The 15,729-nt window shown below is 22.4% G+C and carries 17 protein-coding genes and 3 pseudogenes; 10 read left to right on the forward strand and 10 right to left on the reverse strand.

The window, feature by feature from the left end; translation table 4 throughout:
* Window positions 1-323: 323 nt before the first annotated feature.
* A pseudogene (locus AAHM78_RS13520) lies at window positions 324-944 on the forward strand (IS30 family transposase); the annotation flags it as partial.
* Between the two features lie 90 nt (window positions 945-1,034).
* Here AAHM78_RS13520 and AAHM78_RS13525 read toward each other — a convergent pair.
* On the reverse strand, window positions 1,035-1,994 hold the full coding sequence (locus tag AAHM78_RS13525; protein WP_342253532.1) for an IS1/IS1595 family N-terminal zinc-binding domain-containing protein: 960 nt from the start codon (window positions 1,992-1,994) through the stop codon (window positions 1,035-1,037).
* An 80-nt stretch (window positions 1,995-2,074) separates the two neighbouring features.
* Here AAHM78_RS13525 and AAHM78_RS13530 point away from each other — a divergent pair.
* Window positions 2,075-2,421, forward strand: a pseudogene (locus tag AAHM78_RS13530) (IS30 family transposase); the annotation flags it as partial.
* A 35-nt stretch (window positions 2,422-2,456) separates the two neighbouring features.
* Here the strand turns inward: AAHM78_RS13530 and AAHM78_RS13535 are convergent.
* Entirely contained in the window at window positions 2,457-3,416 is a 960-nt protein-coding gene (locus AAHM78_RS13535) for an IS1595 family transposase (RefSeq protein ID WP_342253534.1), read from the reverse strand.
* Between the two features lie 414 nt (window positions 3,417-3,830).
* On the opposite strand from AAHM78_RS13535, the gene AAHM78_RS13540 reads away from it, so the two are divergent.
* From AAHM78_RS13540 to AAHM78_RS13555, 4 genes are all read left to right on the forward strand, one after another.
* Entirely contained in the window at window positions 3,831-4,118 is a 288-nt protein-coding gene (locus AAHM78_RS13540) for a hypothetical protein (RefSeq protein WP_342253535.1), read from the forward strand.
* A gap of 43 nt (window positions 4,119-4,161) precedes the next feature.
* A complete protein-coding gene (locus AAHM78_RS13545; protein ID WP_342253536.1) occupies window positions 4,162-5,121 on the forward strand; it encodes an IS1595 family transposase in 960 nt (319 codons plus the stop codon).
* Between the two features lie 328 nt (window positions 5,122-5,449).
* A complete protein-coding gene (locus tag AAHM78_RS13550; RefSeq protein WP_342253537.1) occupies window positions 5,450-7,132 on the forward strand; it encodes a phospho-sugar mutase in 1,683 nt (560 codons plus the stop codon).
* Window positions 7,133-7,146: 14 nt separating this feature from the next.
* Entirely contained in the window at window positions 7,147-8,118 is a 972-nt protein-coding gene (locus tag AAHM78_RS13555) for a 3'-5' exoribonuclease YhaM family protein (protein ID WP_342253538.1), read from the forward strand.
* 60 nt (window positions 8,119-8,178) lie between these two features.
* Here AAHM78_RS13555 and AAHM78_RS13560 read toward each other — a convergent pair whose 3' ends face one another.
* From AAHM78_RS13560 to AAHM78_RS13595, 7 genes and pseudogenes are all read right to left on the reverse strand, one after another.
* Window positions 8,179-9,219 carry a hypothetical protein gene (locus tag AAHM78_RS13560; protein WP_342253539.1) on the reverse strand — a complete coding sequence of 347 codons (1,041 nt, stop codon included), beginning with the start codon at window positions 9,217-9,219 and terminating at the stop codon, window positions 8,179-8,181.
* Window positions 9,220-9,407: 188 nt separating this feature from the next.
* A pseudogene (locus tag AAHM78_RS13565) lies at window positions 9,408-10,354 on the reverse strand (IS30 family transposase).
* Window positions 10,355-10,612: 258 nt separating this feature from the next.
* Window positions 10,613-10,999, reverse strand: a complete 387-nt coding sequence (locus AAHM78_RS13575; protein WP_342253541.1) for a hypothetical protein — start codon at window positions 10,997-10,999, stop codon at window positions 10,613-10,615.
* Between the two features lie 54 nt (window positions 11,000-11,053).
* Complete coding sequence (locus AAHM78_RS13580) at window positions 11,054-11,428, reverse strand: transposase family protein (protein WP_342255193.1); 375 nt, start codon at window positions 11,426-11,428, stop codon at window positions 11,054-11,056.
* A 50-nt stretch (window positions 11,429-11,478) separates the two neighbouring features.
* Complete coding sequence (locus AAHM78_RS13585; protein ID WP_342253542.1) at window positions 11,479-11,712, reverse strand: transposase family protein; 234 nt, start codon at window positions 11,710-11,712, stop codon at window positions 11,479-11,481.
* A 17-nt stretch (window positions 11,713-11,729) separates the two neighbouring features.
* Window positions 11,730-11,870: a hypothetical protein gene (locus AAHM78_RS13590; protein WP_342252823.1), complete on the reverse strand. Its 141-nt coding sequence runs from the start codon at window positions 11,868-11,870 to the stop codon at window positions 11,730-11,732.
* A gap of 33 nt (window positions 11,871-11,903) precedes the next feature.
* Entirely contained in the window at window positions 11,904-12,476 is a 573-nt protein-coding gene (locus AAHM78_RS13595; protein WP_342253543.1) for an IS1/IS1595 family N-terminal zinc-binding domain-containing protein, read from the reverse strand.
* 123 nt (window positions 12,477-12,599) lie between these two features.
* Between AAHM78_RS13595 and AAHM78_RS13600 the strand changes: the two genes are divergently transcribed.
* From AAHM78_RS13600 to AAHM78_RS13610, 3 genes are all read left to right on the forward strand, one after another.
* Window positions 12,600-13,151 carry a hypothetical protein gene (locus tag AAHM78_RS13600; protein WP_342253544.1) on the forward strand — a complete coding sequence of 184 codons (552 nt, stop codon included), beginning with the start codon at window positions 12,600-12,602 and terminating at the stop codon, window positions 13,149-13,151.
* A 70-nt stretch (window positions 13,152-13,221) separates the two neighbouring features.
* Entirely contained in the window at window positions 13,222-13,614 is a 393-nt protein-coding gene (locus AAHM78_RS13605; RefSeq protein WP_342253545.1) for a transposase family protein, read from the forward strand.
* A 59-nt stretch (window positions 13,615-13,673) separates the two neighbouring features.
* Window positions 13,674-14,039, forward strand: coding sequence for a transposase family protein (locus tag AAHM78_RS13610; protein WP_342255194.1), 366 nt, complete (start codon window positions 13,674-13,676; stop codon window positions 14,037-14,039).
* Window positions 14,040-14,173: 134 nt separating this feature from the next.
* Here AAHM78_RS13610 and AAHM78_RS13615 read toward each other — a convergent pair whose 3' ends face one another.
* The gene (locus AAHM78_RS13615) at window positions 14,174-15,106 is read right to left on the reverse strand and encodes a hypothetical protein (protein WP_342253546.1); all 933 of its coding nucleotides are present in this window, start codon (window positions 15,104-15,106) and stop codon (window positions 14,174-14,176) included.
* Between the two features lie 385 nt (window positions 15,107-15,491).
* On the opposite strand from AAHM78_RS13615, the gene AAHM78_RS13620 reads away from it, so the two are divergent.
* Window positions 15,492-15,713: a hypothetical protein gene (locus tag AAHM78_RS13620; protein WP_342253547.1), complete on the forward strand. Its 222-nt coding sequence runs from the start codon at window positions 15,492-15,494 to the stop codon at window positions 15,711-15,713.
* Window positions 15,714-15,729: the final 16 nt, after the last annotated feature.

The raw sequence follows: 15,729 nt of genomic DNA on the forward strand, positions 1-15,729 counted from the left end.
AATTTGTTTAATTCTATTTTTAAAATGTCTAATAATTTTTATAAATTATTCATCTTTTTTGTTTTTTAAAACATCAATTAATTCATTATTAGTCACAAAAAATCACCCCTGATATAAAAATATTACTTTTAATTTTAAATTAAAAGTAATATCAAGATTTTTTGTGAAAATTAAAAGATATATCTATATTAGGACTGAATTAGGACTGAACAGTTATTAAATTATGAATATATAATAACTTTAATTGTAAAATTAAAAAGGACACTTATATAAAAATTAAATTGTGTTAGTTCTATAATTAAGAAAAGAAAGGAATTAGCGCAATGTATAAGTATCTGAGTATTGAATCAATAATAGCAACAAAAGAATATAAAAATTATGGATTTTCGATTCGTAAAATAGCAAAAATTGTTGATTATAGTAAATCAACTGTACATAGAGTTTGTAGATTATTAAATAAAAACTTATTGCCATTAGAAATATTGAATCAATTTCAAAAAAATAAACAAAATGCAGGCAGAAAATTAATAATTTTAAATTTAACAGAAATTAATAGTATTAATCATTTGTTAATTACTAAAAAGTATGCTCTTGATATAATTGCTAACTTTTTAAAGGAAAATAAAATAAAAAGTATTTCAACAAAAACTTTATATAACATGTTTAAAACAAATCGAATGGGTTTTGATGAAAATAACTTATTGAGAAAAGGCAAAAATAAATCTCACAAACAAAAAGAAACTAGGGGCAAAATTAATAATTGTAAGTCTATTCATGAAAGAAATTTAATCATTCCTAATATTAAAAATATACAAGAATTTGGTCATTTAGAAGGTGATACTATCATTGGCAAAGATCATAAAAGTTCTATTATTACTTTGGCTGATATATGATCAAAAACCACAATTCCTTTAGTAACTAAAAATCATAAATCAGAAAATATTTTTAATTTTCAAAAAAACTCTTGATGAAATAAAAAAAATCATCAACCTGGCCTAAAATTTGATTTTATTTAATTTTGGGATTTATTTTTTTTACAAACTGAAATATAATGCTTCAGATTTTGCATAAGGTGATATTTTATAATGTTGGTATTTAAATTTTCATAAATTGAGGTAATTTTGAATATTGATAAATCCAATGCCATGATAATGAGTAATAAATTCTTTTAAACTTGATTGTATTTTACTGATATTACTTAAATTTTTATAATTTAATTCTTTATTTTCTTTTGATTTAAATTTCTTGAGAGTACATTTTGTTTGTTTAGCTACTGTATCATATAGTATTTGCATATCACAAACTATAATTGATTTTTCTTCGATAAGCTTAGATGTTAAATTTTCTTGTACTCATTTTTTTGTTAATCTTTTAGTATTTGTTGTTTGAGCATAAATATTTTTATTTTCATCAATTGCCATTTCAATACAACAGTTTAAATCTTTAGCATTTTCTTCAATTCATTTTTTTCTTGGATCATCTGGATTTTTGAAATTTCCTTTATGAATTTCTTTGATAAAAGTTTCATCAATTTCAATTCTACCTTTTAATTTTGTGAATGGTTTTTGTGTTTTGGCTAATTGTGATGATTTCATAAATTTTTGACGATTAAATCATGCTGATGTTTTTGAAATTTTAGCAAATTGAGAAATAGTATAAGCAGATTGACCTAACAATGACAATCAAATTATTCAATCTCGTTGTTCATGAGATAAATGACTTCAATGTAAAAAATGATTTCTTAAAGCATCAAAGCTACTTTTACAATCTTTGCATAAATATTTTTGCTTATTATTCTTAAAACCATTTTTTACACATCAATAAGATTTACAATTTGGACATTGAATTCCTTTTTCTTTAAATTTTTTATCAATTGCATCTAATTTTTCTTTTTTCTCAATTTGTTTAATTCTATTTTTAAAATGTCTAATAATTTTTATAAATTCTTCATCTTTTTTGTTTTTTAAAACATCAATTAATTCATTATTAGTCACAAAAAATCACCCCTGATATAAAAATATTACTTTTAATTTAAAATTAAAAGTAATATCAAGATTTTTTGTGAAAATTAAAAGAAAATATTACGAAAAGTATAATAAAATTTATTTCAAAGTTACAAAAAGGAACAGTTAAAATCATTACTTTTGATCGTGGTAAAGAATTTAGTAAATGAAGATTAATCGAAAAAATTTGTAATGTCAAAATTTATTTTGCAGATCCTGGTAAACCTTGCCAAAGGGGTTTAAATGAAAATAATAATGGTATTTTAAGACGATATTTACCAAAATCTACAGATCTATCTTCATATAAACAAAAAGATTTAAATTTTATAGCATTTCAAATTAATTATACACCCAGAAAATCGTTTTAATTTTCAAAAAAACTCTTGATGAAATAAAAAAAATCATCAACCTGGCCTAAAATTTGATTTTATTTAATTTTGGGATTTATTTTTTTTACAAACTGAAATATAATGCTTCAGATTTTGCATAAGGTGATATTTTATAATGTTGGTATTTAAATTTTCATAAATTGAGGTAATTTTGAATATTGGTAAATCCAATGCCATGATAATGAGTAATAAATTCTTTTAAACTTGATTGTATTTTACTGATATTACTTAAATTTTTATAATTTAATTCTTTATTTTCTTTTGATTTAAATTTCTTGAGAGTACATTTTGTTTGTTTAGCTACTGTATCATATAGTATTTGCATATCACAAACTATAATTGATTTTTCTTCGATAAGCTTAGATGTTAAATTTTCTTGTACTCATTTTTTTGTTAATCTTTTAGTATTTGTTGTTTGAGCATAAATATTTTTATTTTCATCAATTGCCATTTCAATACAACAGTTTAAATCTTTAGCATTTTCTTCAATTCATTTTTTTCTTGGATCATCTGGATTTTTGAAATTTCCTTTGTGAATTTCTTTGATAAAAGTTTCATCAATTTCAATTCTACCTTTTAATTTTGTGAATGGTTTTTGTGTTTTGGCTAATTGTGATGATTTCATAAATTTTTGACAATTAAATCATGCTGATGTTTTTGAAATTTTAGCAAATTGAGAAATAGTATAAGCAGATTGACCTAACAATGACAATCAAATTATTCAATCTCATTGTTCATGAGATAAATGACTTCAATGTAAAAAATGATTTCTTAAAGCATCAAAGCTACTTTTACAATCTTTGCATAAATATTTTTGCTTATTATTCTTAAAACCATTTTTTACACATCAATAAGATTTACAATTTGGACATTGAATTCCTTTTTCTTTAAATTTTTTATCAATTGCATCTAATTTTTCTTTTTTCTCAATTTGTTTAATTCTATTTTTAAAATGTCTAATAATTTTTATAAATTCTTCATCTTTTTTGTTTTTTAAAACATCAATTAATTCATTATTAGTCACAAAAAATCACCCCTGATATAAAAATATTACTTTTAATTTAAAATTAAAAGTAATATCAAGATTTTTTGTGAAAATTAAAAGAAAATCGCTCTCTTATAAAAGACCAATAGATTTAATACAATTATTTTAAAAAACTGTCCCATTTATATTTACAACTCAGGTAACATAAAAAATAATACTTTTGATGAAAATTATAATTAACACTTATATAAGTATTAATATTTAATTTCATATACATGTATTTTTTATAAACAATTAAATTATAAAACTTCTAAGGAGGTAACTATTTCTAATTAAACAATAGTTATCTAATACAAAAATAAATGAAAAATATCTATATTTAATATAGATACTATGATATAATTTTCCTAAAATTAATATAGGTTTTTAATTTGAAAAAGGAGATATTTAGAAGTGCTATATAGTAAAAAATCAGAAAATCTTATAACAGAAAAAGAAAAAACAACAACAAATTCAAGAAAAATTAAACCACAATTACCAATAACAACATCTCTTGCTGAAATATTACTAAATAATAATGAAAAACTTGTTGGTACTATTACTAGTGATCAGTATCTTAATAAAGATAACAAACAAGTACCATTATATAAACTAATTAAAAGTTCAGAACCAAATAAAAAAATAAACATTAAAGCAATAAATTCTTTTAATTTTCACAAAAAATCTTGATATTACTTTTAATTTAAAATTAAAAGTAATATTTTTATATCAGGGGTGATTTTTTGTGACTAATAATGAATTAATTGATGTTTTAAAAAACAAAAAAGATGAAGAATTTATAAAAATTATTAGACATTTTAAAAATAGAATTAAACAAATTGAGAAAAAAGAAAAATTAGATGCAATTGATAAAAAATTTAAAGAAAAAGGAATTCAATGTCCAAATTGTAAATCTTATTGATGTGTAAAAAATGGTTTTAAGAATAATAAGCAAAAATATTTATGCAAAGATTGTAAAAGTAGCTTTGATGCTTTAAGAAATAATTTTTTACATTGAAGTCATTTATCTCATGAACAATGAGATTGAATAATTTGATTGTCATTGTTAGGTCAATCTGCTTATACTATTTCTCAATTTGCTAAAATTTCAAAAACATCAGCATGATTTAATCGTCAAAAATTTATGAAATCATCACAATTAGCAAAAACACAAAAACCATTCACAAAATTAAAAGGTAGAATTGAAATTGATGAAACTTTTATCAAAGAAATTCATAAAGGAAATTTCAAAAATCCAGATGATCCAAGAAAAAAATGAATTGAAGAAAATTCTAAAGATTTAAACTGTTGTATTGAAATGGTAATTGATGAAAATAAAAATATTTATGCTCAAACAACAAATACTAAAAGATTAACAAAAAAATGAGTACAAGAAAATTTAACATCTAAGCTTATCGAAGAAAAATCAATTATAGTTTGTGATATGCAAATACTATATGATACAGTAGCTAAACAAACAAAATGTACTCTCAAGAAATTTAAATCAAAAGAAAATAAAGAATTAAATTATAAAAATTTAAGTAATATCAGTAAAATACAATCAAGTTTAAAAGAATTTATTACTCATTATCATGGCATTGGATTTACCAATATTCAAAATTACCTCAATTTATGAAAATTTAAATACCAACATTATAAAATATCACCTTATGCAAAATCTGAAGCATTATATTTCAGTTTGTAAAAAAAATAAATCCCAAAATTAAATAAAATCAAATTTTAGGCCGGGTTGATGATTTTTTTTATTTCATCAAGAGTTTTTTTGAAAATTAAAAATAAATTCTATTAAAAATGACAAACAACCAACAACAATTCTAAATAAAACCAATTCACAATCAATATAAAAATAAAATAAAATTATTAAAGATTGAAATTGAAATTTTTAATAATTTTATTTTTTATTATTTAATTCACAGTTTATGTTTAGATTAACTACTAAAATTTATTTTCTTCTTATTTTATAGTATGATTTACCTATAAACTTAATTTTTTATTATAAAGGAGAAATAATAATGAATATACTAAAAACATATGAGATTTGAAAAAAGCAAAACTTACCGCAACACTTAAAAAAACAATTAACTACAATGTCTAAAAGTGAAATTGAAGATGCTTTTACTACAACTTTAGAATTTGGTACAGCTGGCATGCGTGGTATTACTGGAGTTGGTACCGGCAGAATTAATGAAATTATTATTATGAAGGCAACTGTCGCATTTATTCAATATTTAAAATCTGCCTTTTCTGAAAAAGACTTACTTCGTGGTGTTATTATTGCTCATGATAATCGTCACTTTTCAGCAGAATTTACAATGTTAACAGCAAAAACTTTAGCTAAACATAAAATTCCTGTTTTTTTATTTAAAAATAATGATTTAAGACCAACACCAGTACTTTCATATAGTATTAGAAAAGTTAATGCTCTTGCTGGAATTGTTATTACAGCCAGTCATAATCCTCCTGAATATAATGGTTATAAAATTTATGATCAATATGGCTGTCAATTTCTTCCTAATGTTACCAATATAATTAGCAATAAAATGGAACAATTGCCTGATGATTTTCAATTAACATTCGATTATGATACTAACCTAATTAAAGAAGTGCCTTCAACAGTAGAAGATAATTATCGTGACGATATTAAAAATTTACAGTTTTATCCACAAGTTAAAAATCGTAACTTTAAAATTGTATTTTCTAATCTACACGGTACTAGTCGTGAATGAGTTAAACCAATTTTAGAACAATGCGGTTATGAAATTATTTTAGTAACAGAGCAAGCTAACTATGATCCTGATTTTAAAGGTGTAGTGTCGTCCAATCCCGAAGTAAAACCAACATTTGATTTAGCAATTAAACATGCTAAAAAACATGATGCACCATTAATTATTTTAAATGATCCTGATGCCGATCGCATTGGTATTGCTGTAAAACATAATAATGATTATGTATTATTAACAGGTAATGAAACAGCACCAATTTTATTAGAATATTTATTAAGCCATTATCAACTTAATAAAACAATGCCAAAAAATCCTGTTATGTACAATACATTTGTTACTTCAAATTTATCTGATATAATTGCTAAATCATATGGATGTCAAGTTATTAAAACGTTAACTGGTTTTAAATGAATTGGTGCAGAAATGCTAAAAGAAAAAGCACGTAACATTAACTTTGTTTTTGGTTTTGAAGAAGCATATGGTTATGTTATTAAAGATATTACTCGTGACAAAGATGGTATTCAATCAGCAATAGTAGCAGCAGAAGCGGCTTGATATTATCAAAAGTCACAAAAAACATTAGTTGATGTTTTAGAAAATATTTATCAAAAATTTGGATATTATTACTGTTATACTGTTAATCTTATTTTAAAAGGCAAAACAGGACAAAATACTATTAATAATATGTTAGAAACATTAAGAACTAGTAAAATACCAACACTTAATAATATTAAAACAATTAAAGTTGAAGATTATCAAACTGGTTTACATGGAATGCCATCGCAAAATTTACTAAAATTTTACTTCAGTGATGGTTCATGATTTGCTGTTAGACCCAGTGGAACTGAGCCAAAAATTAAATTCTATTTTGTTTGTGTTGATAAAACCATTAATGATGCACAATTAAAAATGAGAAAAATGTATGAAGAATTAGCTATCAAATATCTAAATATCAAAGATATAAAATGATAGAAAGGAACTAAAAAATGACTGTAATTAAAGATATTAAACCTAATAATGTTTTAAGTTTAGTAGTAATTATTAATCGAGTAATTCAAGGTGTTGCTTCTAACAATACTAATTATTTAAACTTACAATTACAAGATAAAACTGGGACAATTTCAGCAAGAATTTGAGACGTAAGCAAAGAAACTATTGAACAATTAACAATAGGACAAGTAATTAAAATTGAAGCAAATAGCATTAATTATAATAATGAAATACAAATAAAAATTAATAATTGAACTATTATTACTAATCCTAGTGAATATTATGATTTATTACTTACACAAGCACCAATTAATATTATTGAAGCATGAACTGAAATTAGTCAAACAATAAAGGAATTTAAAAATCCAATTTTAAAAAAAGTATTAATCCAATGTTTTAATAAAAAAAATATTGATGATTATAAGAAGTGACCAGCAGCAGTTAAAATGCATCATGCTGTTCAAAGCGGTTTATTATGACACTCAGTAACAATGTTAAGAATGGCAAAACAAGTAGTAGCACTTTATAATGATCGTAATATTAATAGTGAACTATTATATGCAGGAATCATTATGCATGATTATGGAAAAATGGTTGAATTAAATAATAATCCTATTAGTTCATATACACTATCAGGTAAAATGATTGGTCATATTTCATTAGGCGCAATGCAAGTTACACTCGCTTGTAAGGAATTGAATATTAACTTAGAAGAAGAAATCGTAGTTTTATTACAGCATCTAATATTAGCTAGTCATGGTAAATATGAATATGGTTCACCTGTCTTACCAAAAACAATAGAAGCTGAAATTTTACATCATTTAGATAACTTAGATGCAAAAATCTATGCAATTAATGAAGCATTGGTTAATATTAATGTTGGTGAATCAACTGCTCGTATTGCAAGTATTGAAAATAGAATGTTCTATAAACATCAAAATTTAAAAGAAAAAAATAAAAAAGTTTAAATAATAAAAACTCTCTTTGAATTAAACGAGAGTTTATTTTTTATCATAAATTTTAATAAATTAATTTATATTTATTTTTATAGGATAAAAATAACCAGTTTCTGTATTACCATAAAAAATCAATACATTTGCTTCTTTATCTGATTCTTTATCTTTAAATCAATCATTAGGTACTGGCTTTTCATTTTTATCATAAATTTCATTTTCATTTCTAAGCTTATTAAAATCAATTTTTTCTTTATACATACCTTTTAATAAAACTTTAACAGCTAATTCTGAATCTTTTTGTAATTTTTTTAATTTATTTATAACATCTGTTACTGCTTCTTGTTTATTCATTGTTGCTTTAGTTGAAGTTGCTGGTGCTCATGAAGCGAATGGCAAAGTTGTCTTTGCAAAATAATTTTGCATATCAATATCTGAAATAATTGTTTGTTTAGTTATATCAATCATTGTTGAACCTTGATAATTTGGATCATTTGAATTACTACTTATTTTGACAACTATTTTAGATACTTTTTCAAGTTCTTGTTTATTGTTTGTTATTTCTTCATTATTTTCGTTATAAAATTGAAGTTGATAACCAGCAGCTAATGGTATTGACTTAAATTCATCAAAACTATTTATATTACTAATTAATTCTTTATAACTTTTAATTGGATTAGCAATAATGTCTAAACCAGTTAATTGAGTAATAGTACTTAAATCAGTTTTATCAGATTGTTCTTTTATATTTATTTTAATTGGCGCTGTTGAACCTTGATAATTAAAATCATTACTATTGCTAGTAATAACTATATATAAATCACCAACTTTTTGTAATTTAGTAGTTATATCATTTTTAGCTTCTTTATCACTAAAATATTTAATTACAGGGTTACCTAACTTTGGATTTAAGTTTTTAACTTCTATTGTATTATTTATTAATGTATCTAATTTTTTATTACTTTTATTAACATCTACAGTAATATTTGTTGTTAGTTTAGTAATTTTATCTTTTAATTCTGTTTTTTGTGTTGTGTTATTATCACAAGCAACAACTGATAATGGTATTGGTGTTGATATTGTTAAGATCGATAATAATTTTACTAAGTTTTTCATTTTTTACCTCGCTTAAAAATAATAAGTTAATTTAAAAACCAATAAAGATTTTGAATTAATAATATATGAAAACCAAATATTTTACAATATAACTTTAATATGCAAAAATACTTGTAAATTAAGTTATTTTTTAAAAAAATTTCTTTTCTTTTTTATACCTGAGTTGTAAATATAAATGGGACAGTTTTTTAAAATAATTGTATTAAATCTATTGGTCTTTTATAAGAGAGCGATTTTCTGGGTGTAGAATTAATTTGAAATGCTATAAAATTTAAATCTTTTTGTTTATATGAAGATAGATCTGTAGATTTTGGTAAATATCTTCTTAAAATACCATTATTATTTTCATTTAAACCCCTTTGGCAAGGTTTACCAGGATCTGCAAAATAAATTTTGACATTACAAATTTTTTCGATTAATCTTCATTTACTAAATTCTTTACCACGATCAAAAGTAATGGTTTTAACTGTTCCTTTTTGTAACTTTGAAATAAATTTTATTATACTTTTCGTAATATTTTCTGATTTATGATTTTGAGTTACTAAAGGAATTGTGGTTTTTGATCATATATCAGCCAAAGTAATAATAGACCTTTTATGATCTTTGCCAATGATAGTATCACCTTCTAAATGACCAAATTCTTGTATATTTTTAATATTAGGAATGATTAAATTTCTTTCATGAATAGACTTACAATTATTAATTTTGCCCCTAGTTTCTTTTTGTTTGTGAGATTTATTTTTGCCTTTTCTCAATAAGTTATTTTCATCAAAACCCATTCGATTTGTTTTAAACATGTTATATAAAGTTTTTTTGTTGAAATATTTTTTATTTTATTTTCCTTTAAAAAGTTAGCAATTATATCAAGAGCATACTTTTTAGTAATTAACAAATTATTAATACTATTAATTTATGTTAAAGTTAAAATTATTAATTTTCTGCCTGCATTTTGTTTATTTTTTTGAAATTGATTCAATATTTCTAATGGCAATAAGTTTTTATTTAATAATCTACAAACTCTATGTACGGTTGATTTACTATAATCAACAATTTTTGCTATTTTACGAATCGAAAATCCATAATTTTTATATTCTTTTATCGCTATTATTGATTCAATACTCAGATACTTATACATTGCGCTAATTCCTTTCTTTTCTTAATTATAGAACTAACACAATTTAATTTTTATATAAGTGTCCTTTTTAATTTTACAATTAAAGTTTTATTTTCCTTTAAAAAGTTAGCAATTATATCAAGAGCATACTTGTTAGTAATTAACAAATGATTAATACTATTAATTTCTTTTAATTTTCAAAAAAACTCTTGATGAAATAAAAACAATCATCAACCCGGCCTAAAATTTGATTTTATTTAATTTTGGGATTTATTTTTTTTACAAACTTAAATATAATGCTTTAGATTTTGCATAAGGTGATATTTTATAATGTTGGTATTTAAATTTTCATAAATTGAGGTAATTTTGAATATTGGTAAATCCAATGCCATGATAATGAGTAATAAATTCTTTTAAACTGGATTGTATTTTACTGATATTACTTAAATTTTTATAATTTAATTCTTTATTTTCTTTTGATTTAAATTTCTTGAGAGTACATTTTGTTTGTTTAGCTACTTTATCATATATTATTTGCATATCACAAACTATAATTGATTTTTCTTCGATAAGCTTAGATGTTAAATTTTCTTGTACTCATTTTTTTGTTAATCTTTTAGTATTTGTTGTTTGAGCATAAATATTTTTATTTTCATCAATTGCCATTTCAATACAACAGTTTAAATCTTTAGCATTTTCTTCAATAGACTTGGTGCAAAACTAAGGTAATTCAAAATTATATATTCATGCTATTAAATTAAATCTTAATGCAAATCTTCGTATTTTATTGCGATATTTTAAACTTAAAATTTTAAAACGTTTTAGTTTAGCAAATACGTGTTCAATTTTAATTCTAATTTTACTTAAAGTTTTATTGTATTCTTTTTGAATTGGTGTGAATTGATTGTATTTACTTTTTTTAAATGGCAAAAATGTATTTTTATGAATATTTTGTATACCTTGATAACCTGAATCAACAAAAACTTGTTTTTCTGGATGAATAAAAGTTTTAGATTTTAGAAGCAATTTAAAATCATGAATGCTTCCAAAACAAAAAGCAGTTGAAATCATTTTTCCATTGGAAATATCAATAATTATTTGGGATTTGAGAGAATGATGTTTCTTTTTACCTGAAAAAAGTAATTTTAGTTTTTTTTAATTCTTTCAATTGGAGTTTCAGTAGCATCAATAGCTAACAAATTATTATTAGTACCTTTATTTTTTGTTAAATCTTTTTTTCCAGGTAAATTAAAAATTCCGCTTTTTATTAAAATATTTTCAATTCAAAAAATATTACGAATGCAACTAGTATGACTAATATTATATCTTTTTGCAATAACTCTATAACTACTATAGTCTTTTCAATATTCTAAAGTCATTAATAAACGCTCTTCAATTACAATTTTATTTTTTCTACCACCATAATATTTTGTTTAGACTCAGCAATTTTTAAAATTTCAAGCATTTTATAAAATGTTTGTGGCTTTATGCCGACTAAACTATAAAATTCTTGATCATCTTTATATTTTTTCAACATAATAACTATCACCTTTAATATTAATAATAATCGTTAAATTGTTAAAATTAAAGGTTTTGCACCAAGTCTAATTCATTTTTTTCTTGGATCATCTGGATTTTTGAAATTTCCTTTATGAATTTCTTTGATAAAAGTTTCATCAATTTCAATTCTACCTTTTAATTTTGTTAATGGTTTTTGTGTTTTTGCTAATTGTGATGATTTCATAAATTTTTGACGATTAAATCATGCTGATGTTTTTGAAATTTTAGCAAATTGAGAAATAGTATAAGCAGATTGACCTAACAATGACAATCAAATTATTCAATCTCATTGTTCATGAGATAAATGACTTCAATGTAAAAAATGATTTCTTAAAGCATCAAAGCTACTTTTACAATCTTTGCATAAATATTTTTGCTTATTATTCTTAAAACCATTTTTTACACATCAATAAGATTTACAATTTGGACATTGAATTCCTTTTTCTTTAAATTTTTTATCAATTGCATCTAATTTTTCTTTTTTCTCAATTTGTTTAATTCTATTTTTAAAATGTCTAATAATTTTTATAAATTCTTCATCTTTTTTGTTTTTTAAAACATCAATTAATTCATTATTAGTCACAAAAAATCACCCCTGATATAAAAATATTACTTTTAATTTTAAATTAAAAGTAATATCAAGATTTTTTGTGAAAATTAAAAGAAGAATCTTCAATGCCATATACTTTGATTGATGAAATAGTTTTTGTTATTCTTGAACAATGAGAACTATTTTTACAATGAAGTAAAAAAAATAACAAATGCTCTTATTATTACTGTTAATAAAAATCTAGAATTTAGTGCTGATTGAGTAGGTAACGAGAATATTTTTGCAGAGTTAATAACCGAATATACTATTAATTATAAAGAATTAGGAATGAACACCATTATTTTTAATAATGGTTTTTCTTACGAAAGAGATGGTATTAAGTATAGTGATAATGGTATTGCTAAAATTATTTTAACACCATGTTTATGAAAACAATTAGATAAATTAAATAATAGTTTTGATATATCGCAATATTTAAGGAATGAACAAATATTTTGTTATCTTTCTTTAGAACCAAATTCTGATAAAATTTTAAATTATGCTTTTGAACAATTGGCATTTTTAATTTTTAATAATAAAAAATATGTTAATGATGCTTTTCTTAAGTTTCAAGTAGGTTTTGTTTTAGAATTTGAAGCAGTAGTGCATGAACAATTTCAATTAAAACAAATTTTAGCAATGAAAGTTAATAGCGAAGAATTAAAATAATAGACTTGGTGCAAAACCTTTAATTTTAACAATTTAACGATTATTATTAATATTAAAGGTGATAGTTATTATGTTGAAAAAATATAAAGATGATCAAGAATTTTATAGTTTAGTCGTCATAAAGCCACAAACATTTTATAAAATGCTTGAAATTTTAAAAATTGCTGAGTCTAAACAAAAATATTATGGTGGTAGAAAAAATAAAATTGTAATTGAAGAGCGTTTATTAATGACTTTAGAATATTGAAAAGACTATAGTAGTTATAGAGTTATTGCAAAAAGATATAATATTAGTCATACTAGTTGCATTCGTAATATTTTTTGAATTGAAAATATTTTAATAAAAAGCGGAATTTTTAATTTACCTGGAAAAAAAGATTTAACAAAAAATAAAGGTACTAATAATAATTTGTTAGCTATTGATGCTACTGAAACTCCAATTGAAAGAATTAAAAAAAAATAAAATTACTTTTTTCAGGTAAAAATAAACATCATTCTCTCAAATCCCAAATAATTATTGATATTTCCAATGGAAAAATTATTTCAACTGATTTTTGTTTTGGAAGCATTCATGATTTTAAATTGCTTCTAAAATCTAAAACTTTTATTCATCCAGAAAAACAAGTTTTTGTTGATTCGGGTTATCAAGGTATACAAAATATTCATAAAAATACATTTTTGCCATTTAAAAAAAGTAAATACAATCAATTAACACCAATTCAAAAAGAATACAATAAAACTTTAAGTAAAATTATAATTAAAATTGAACACGTATTTGCTAAACTAAAACGTTTTAAAATTTTAAGTTTAAAATATCGCAATAAAATACGAAGATTTGCATTAAGATTTAATTTAATAGCAGGAATATATAATTTTGAATTACCTTAGTTTTGCACCAAGTCTAATATATATTATTTTGAAGTAAAAAATAAGGTAATACTAGACTAGTATTACCTTAATTAATATATTTTAGAAAAATTGAATAATGATCTTATGCTAATCATATCATTATTATTTTACTATTAATTGTTTATTCTTATTATTATTGTTGACTTTAAAGAAATAGTTTCTTGGTTTTTTACTAAAGCAATAGAAAGTGTTAGTTCATCTCCGTCTGTTAAATCATTTGGACGAGGGAATGCTCCTCTTCTTTCAAAACTTATAACATTAAATTTTGCTTTTCAACCAACTAATTGTTCAAAGTTATTAAATTTAATAGCTTTTTCAGTTCTGCTTTTGCTTATTAATGGTACTTCTGTTTTATCTTTTAATCATTTATTAACAGTTTCTTCTAATTTATAACCCGCTTGGAAATGCTCAATAGAACTTCCTTCATAAACAAATTCATTATAACTTAACTTAGCAGGACTATCACTTGCAAAAATATTAAATAAAGCATCAGTTCCAGTCATTACTTTTACTGTATATTTATCCCCTAAATTTGTTTTACCATCTTCTTTAAAGAATTGTAAATTATATGTCCCATCACCAACTACAAGTTTTTCATCATCATTTGGTTCTACAAATTTACTAGTAGAAACTTTTATATCAGATATTTTATTTTTAATTTTAGCAACTTCCGCTGCATCAAAAGTACCATCTTTAGGTGTTGTTCCTGATGTTAATTTCTGTTGTAAAACAGATTTTAAAAAATAGAAACTGTCTTTATCTTTAGCTTTGGCTTGACCAGTAGTTACCTCATTTTCTAATAATTTAGTAACCAAAATATCGGAATTATCAATTCAGAAAAAGGATGTATCTTTTTCTCAATCAAGTCTAATAGTTTTTAAACCGTTTCCTTCATCATTTGTTAAACCTAAATTTATTGATACTTGATCTAGTAATATTTTTACCTGATCTTCTTTGTTGTTACCACAAGCTATAACAGTAGTTACTGGTACTGTTGTTATGACACTAGCACCTAATAACTTTAATAAAGTTCTCATATTCCTCATTTTTCTCTTAACCTCCTCAGTTAAATCTAGAATAGATGTGAGAAATTATCTTCAATAATCTTATGTAAAACATATTATTTTAAATAACTCACTAACACTATTATAATACATAAAAAAAATTTTATGGTTTTTTTAAACCTTTAAGAGTTTATTTGTAAATTATTAATAGTAAAATTAAATCAAAAAACACTTATAATTTTAATTTTTAATATAATAAAAATATATTAAAAATTAAAATTATATTAGTATTTATTGTTATAAAGTAATATCTGAAAAAAAATAAAAATAATAAAATATAATATTTTTATAAATAAAAAAATATAAGTTTTTGACCTATTGTTTAAGTTTTAAGCAAGTAGGTTTTTTATTTTGAAATGGGAAAAATATGAATTTAAAATCTTTACTATCTGAAATAAAATTTGATTATAAAGAAATTATAGAAATTTTTAGAAAAATAGCAGCAAAAAAGGAAGATATTAAATCATTATGAGATGAATTAAGTAAGTATAAACAGCAATTACAGAAAGAAAAAAGTTTTAATTTTCACAAAAACTCTTGATGAAATAAAAAAAATCATCAACCCGGCCTAAAATTTGATTTTATTTAATTTTGGGATTTATTTT

The sequence above is a fragment of the Spiroplasma endosymbiont of Zeiraphera isertana genome (assembly GCF_964030805.1).
Classification (GTDB): domain Bacteria; phylum Bacillota_I; class Bacilli_A; order Mycoplasmatales; family VBWQ01; genus Spiroplasma_E.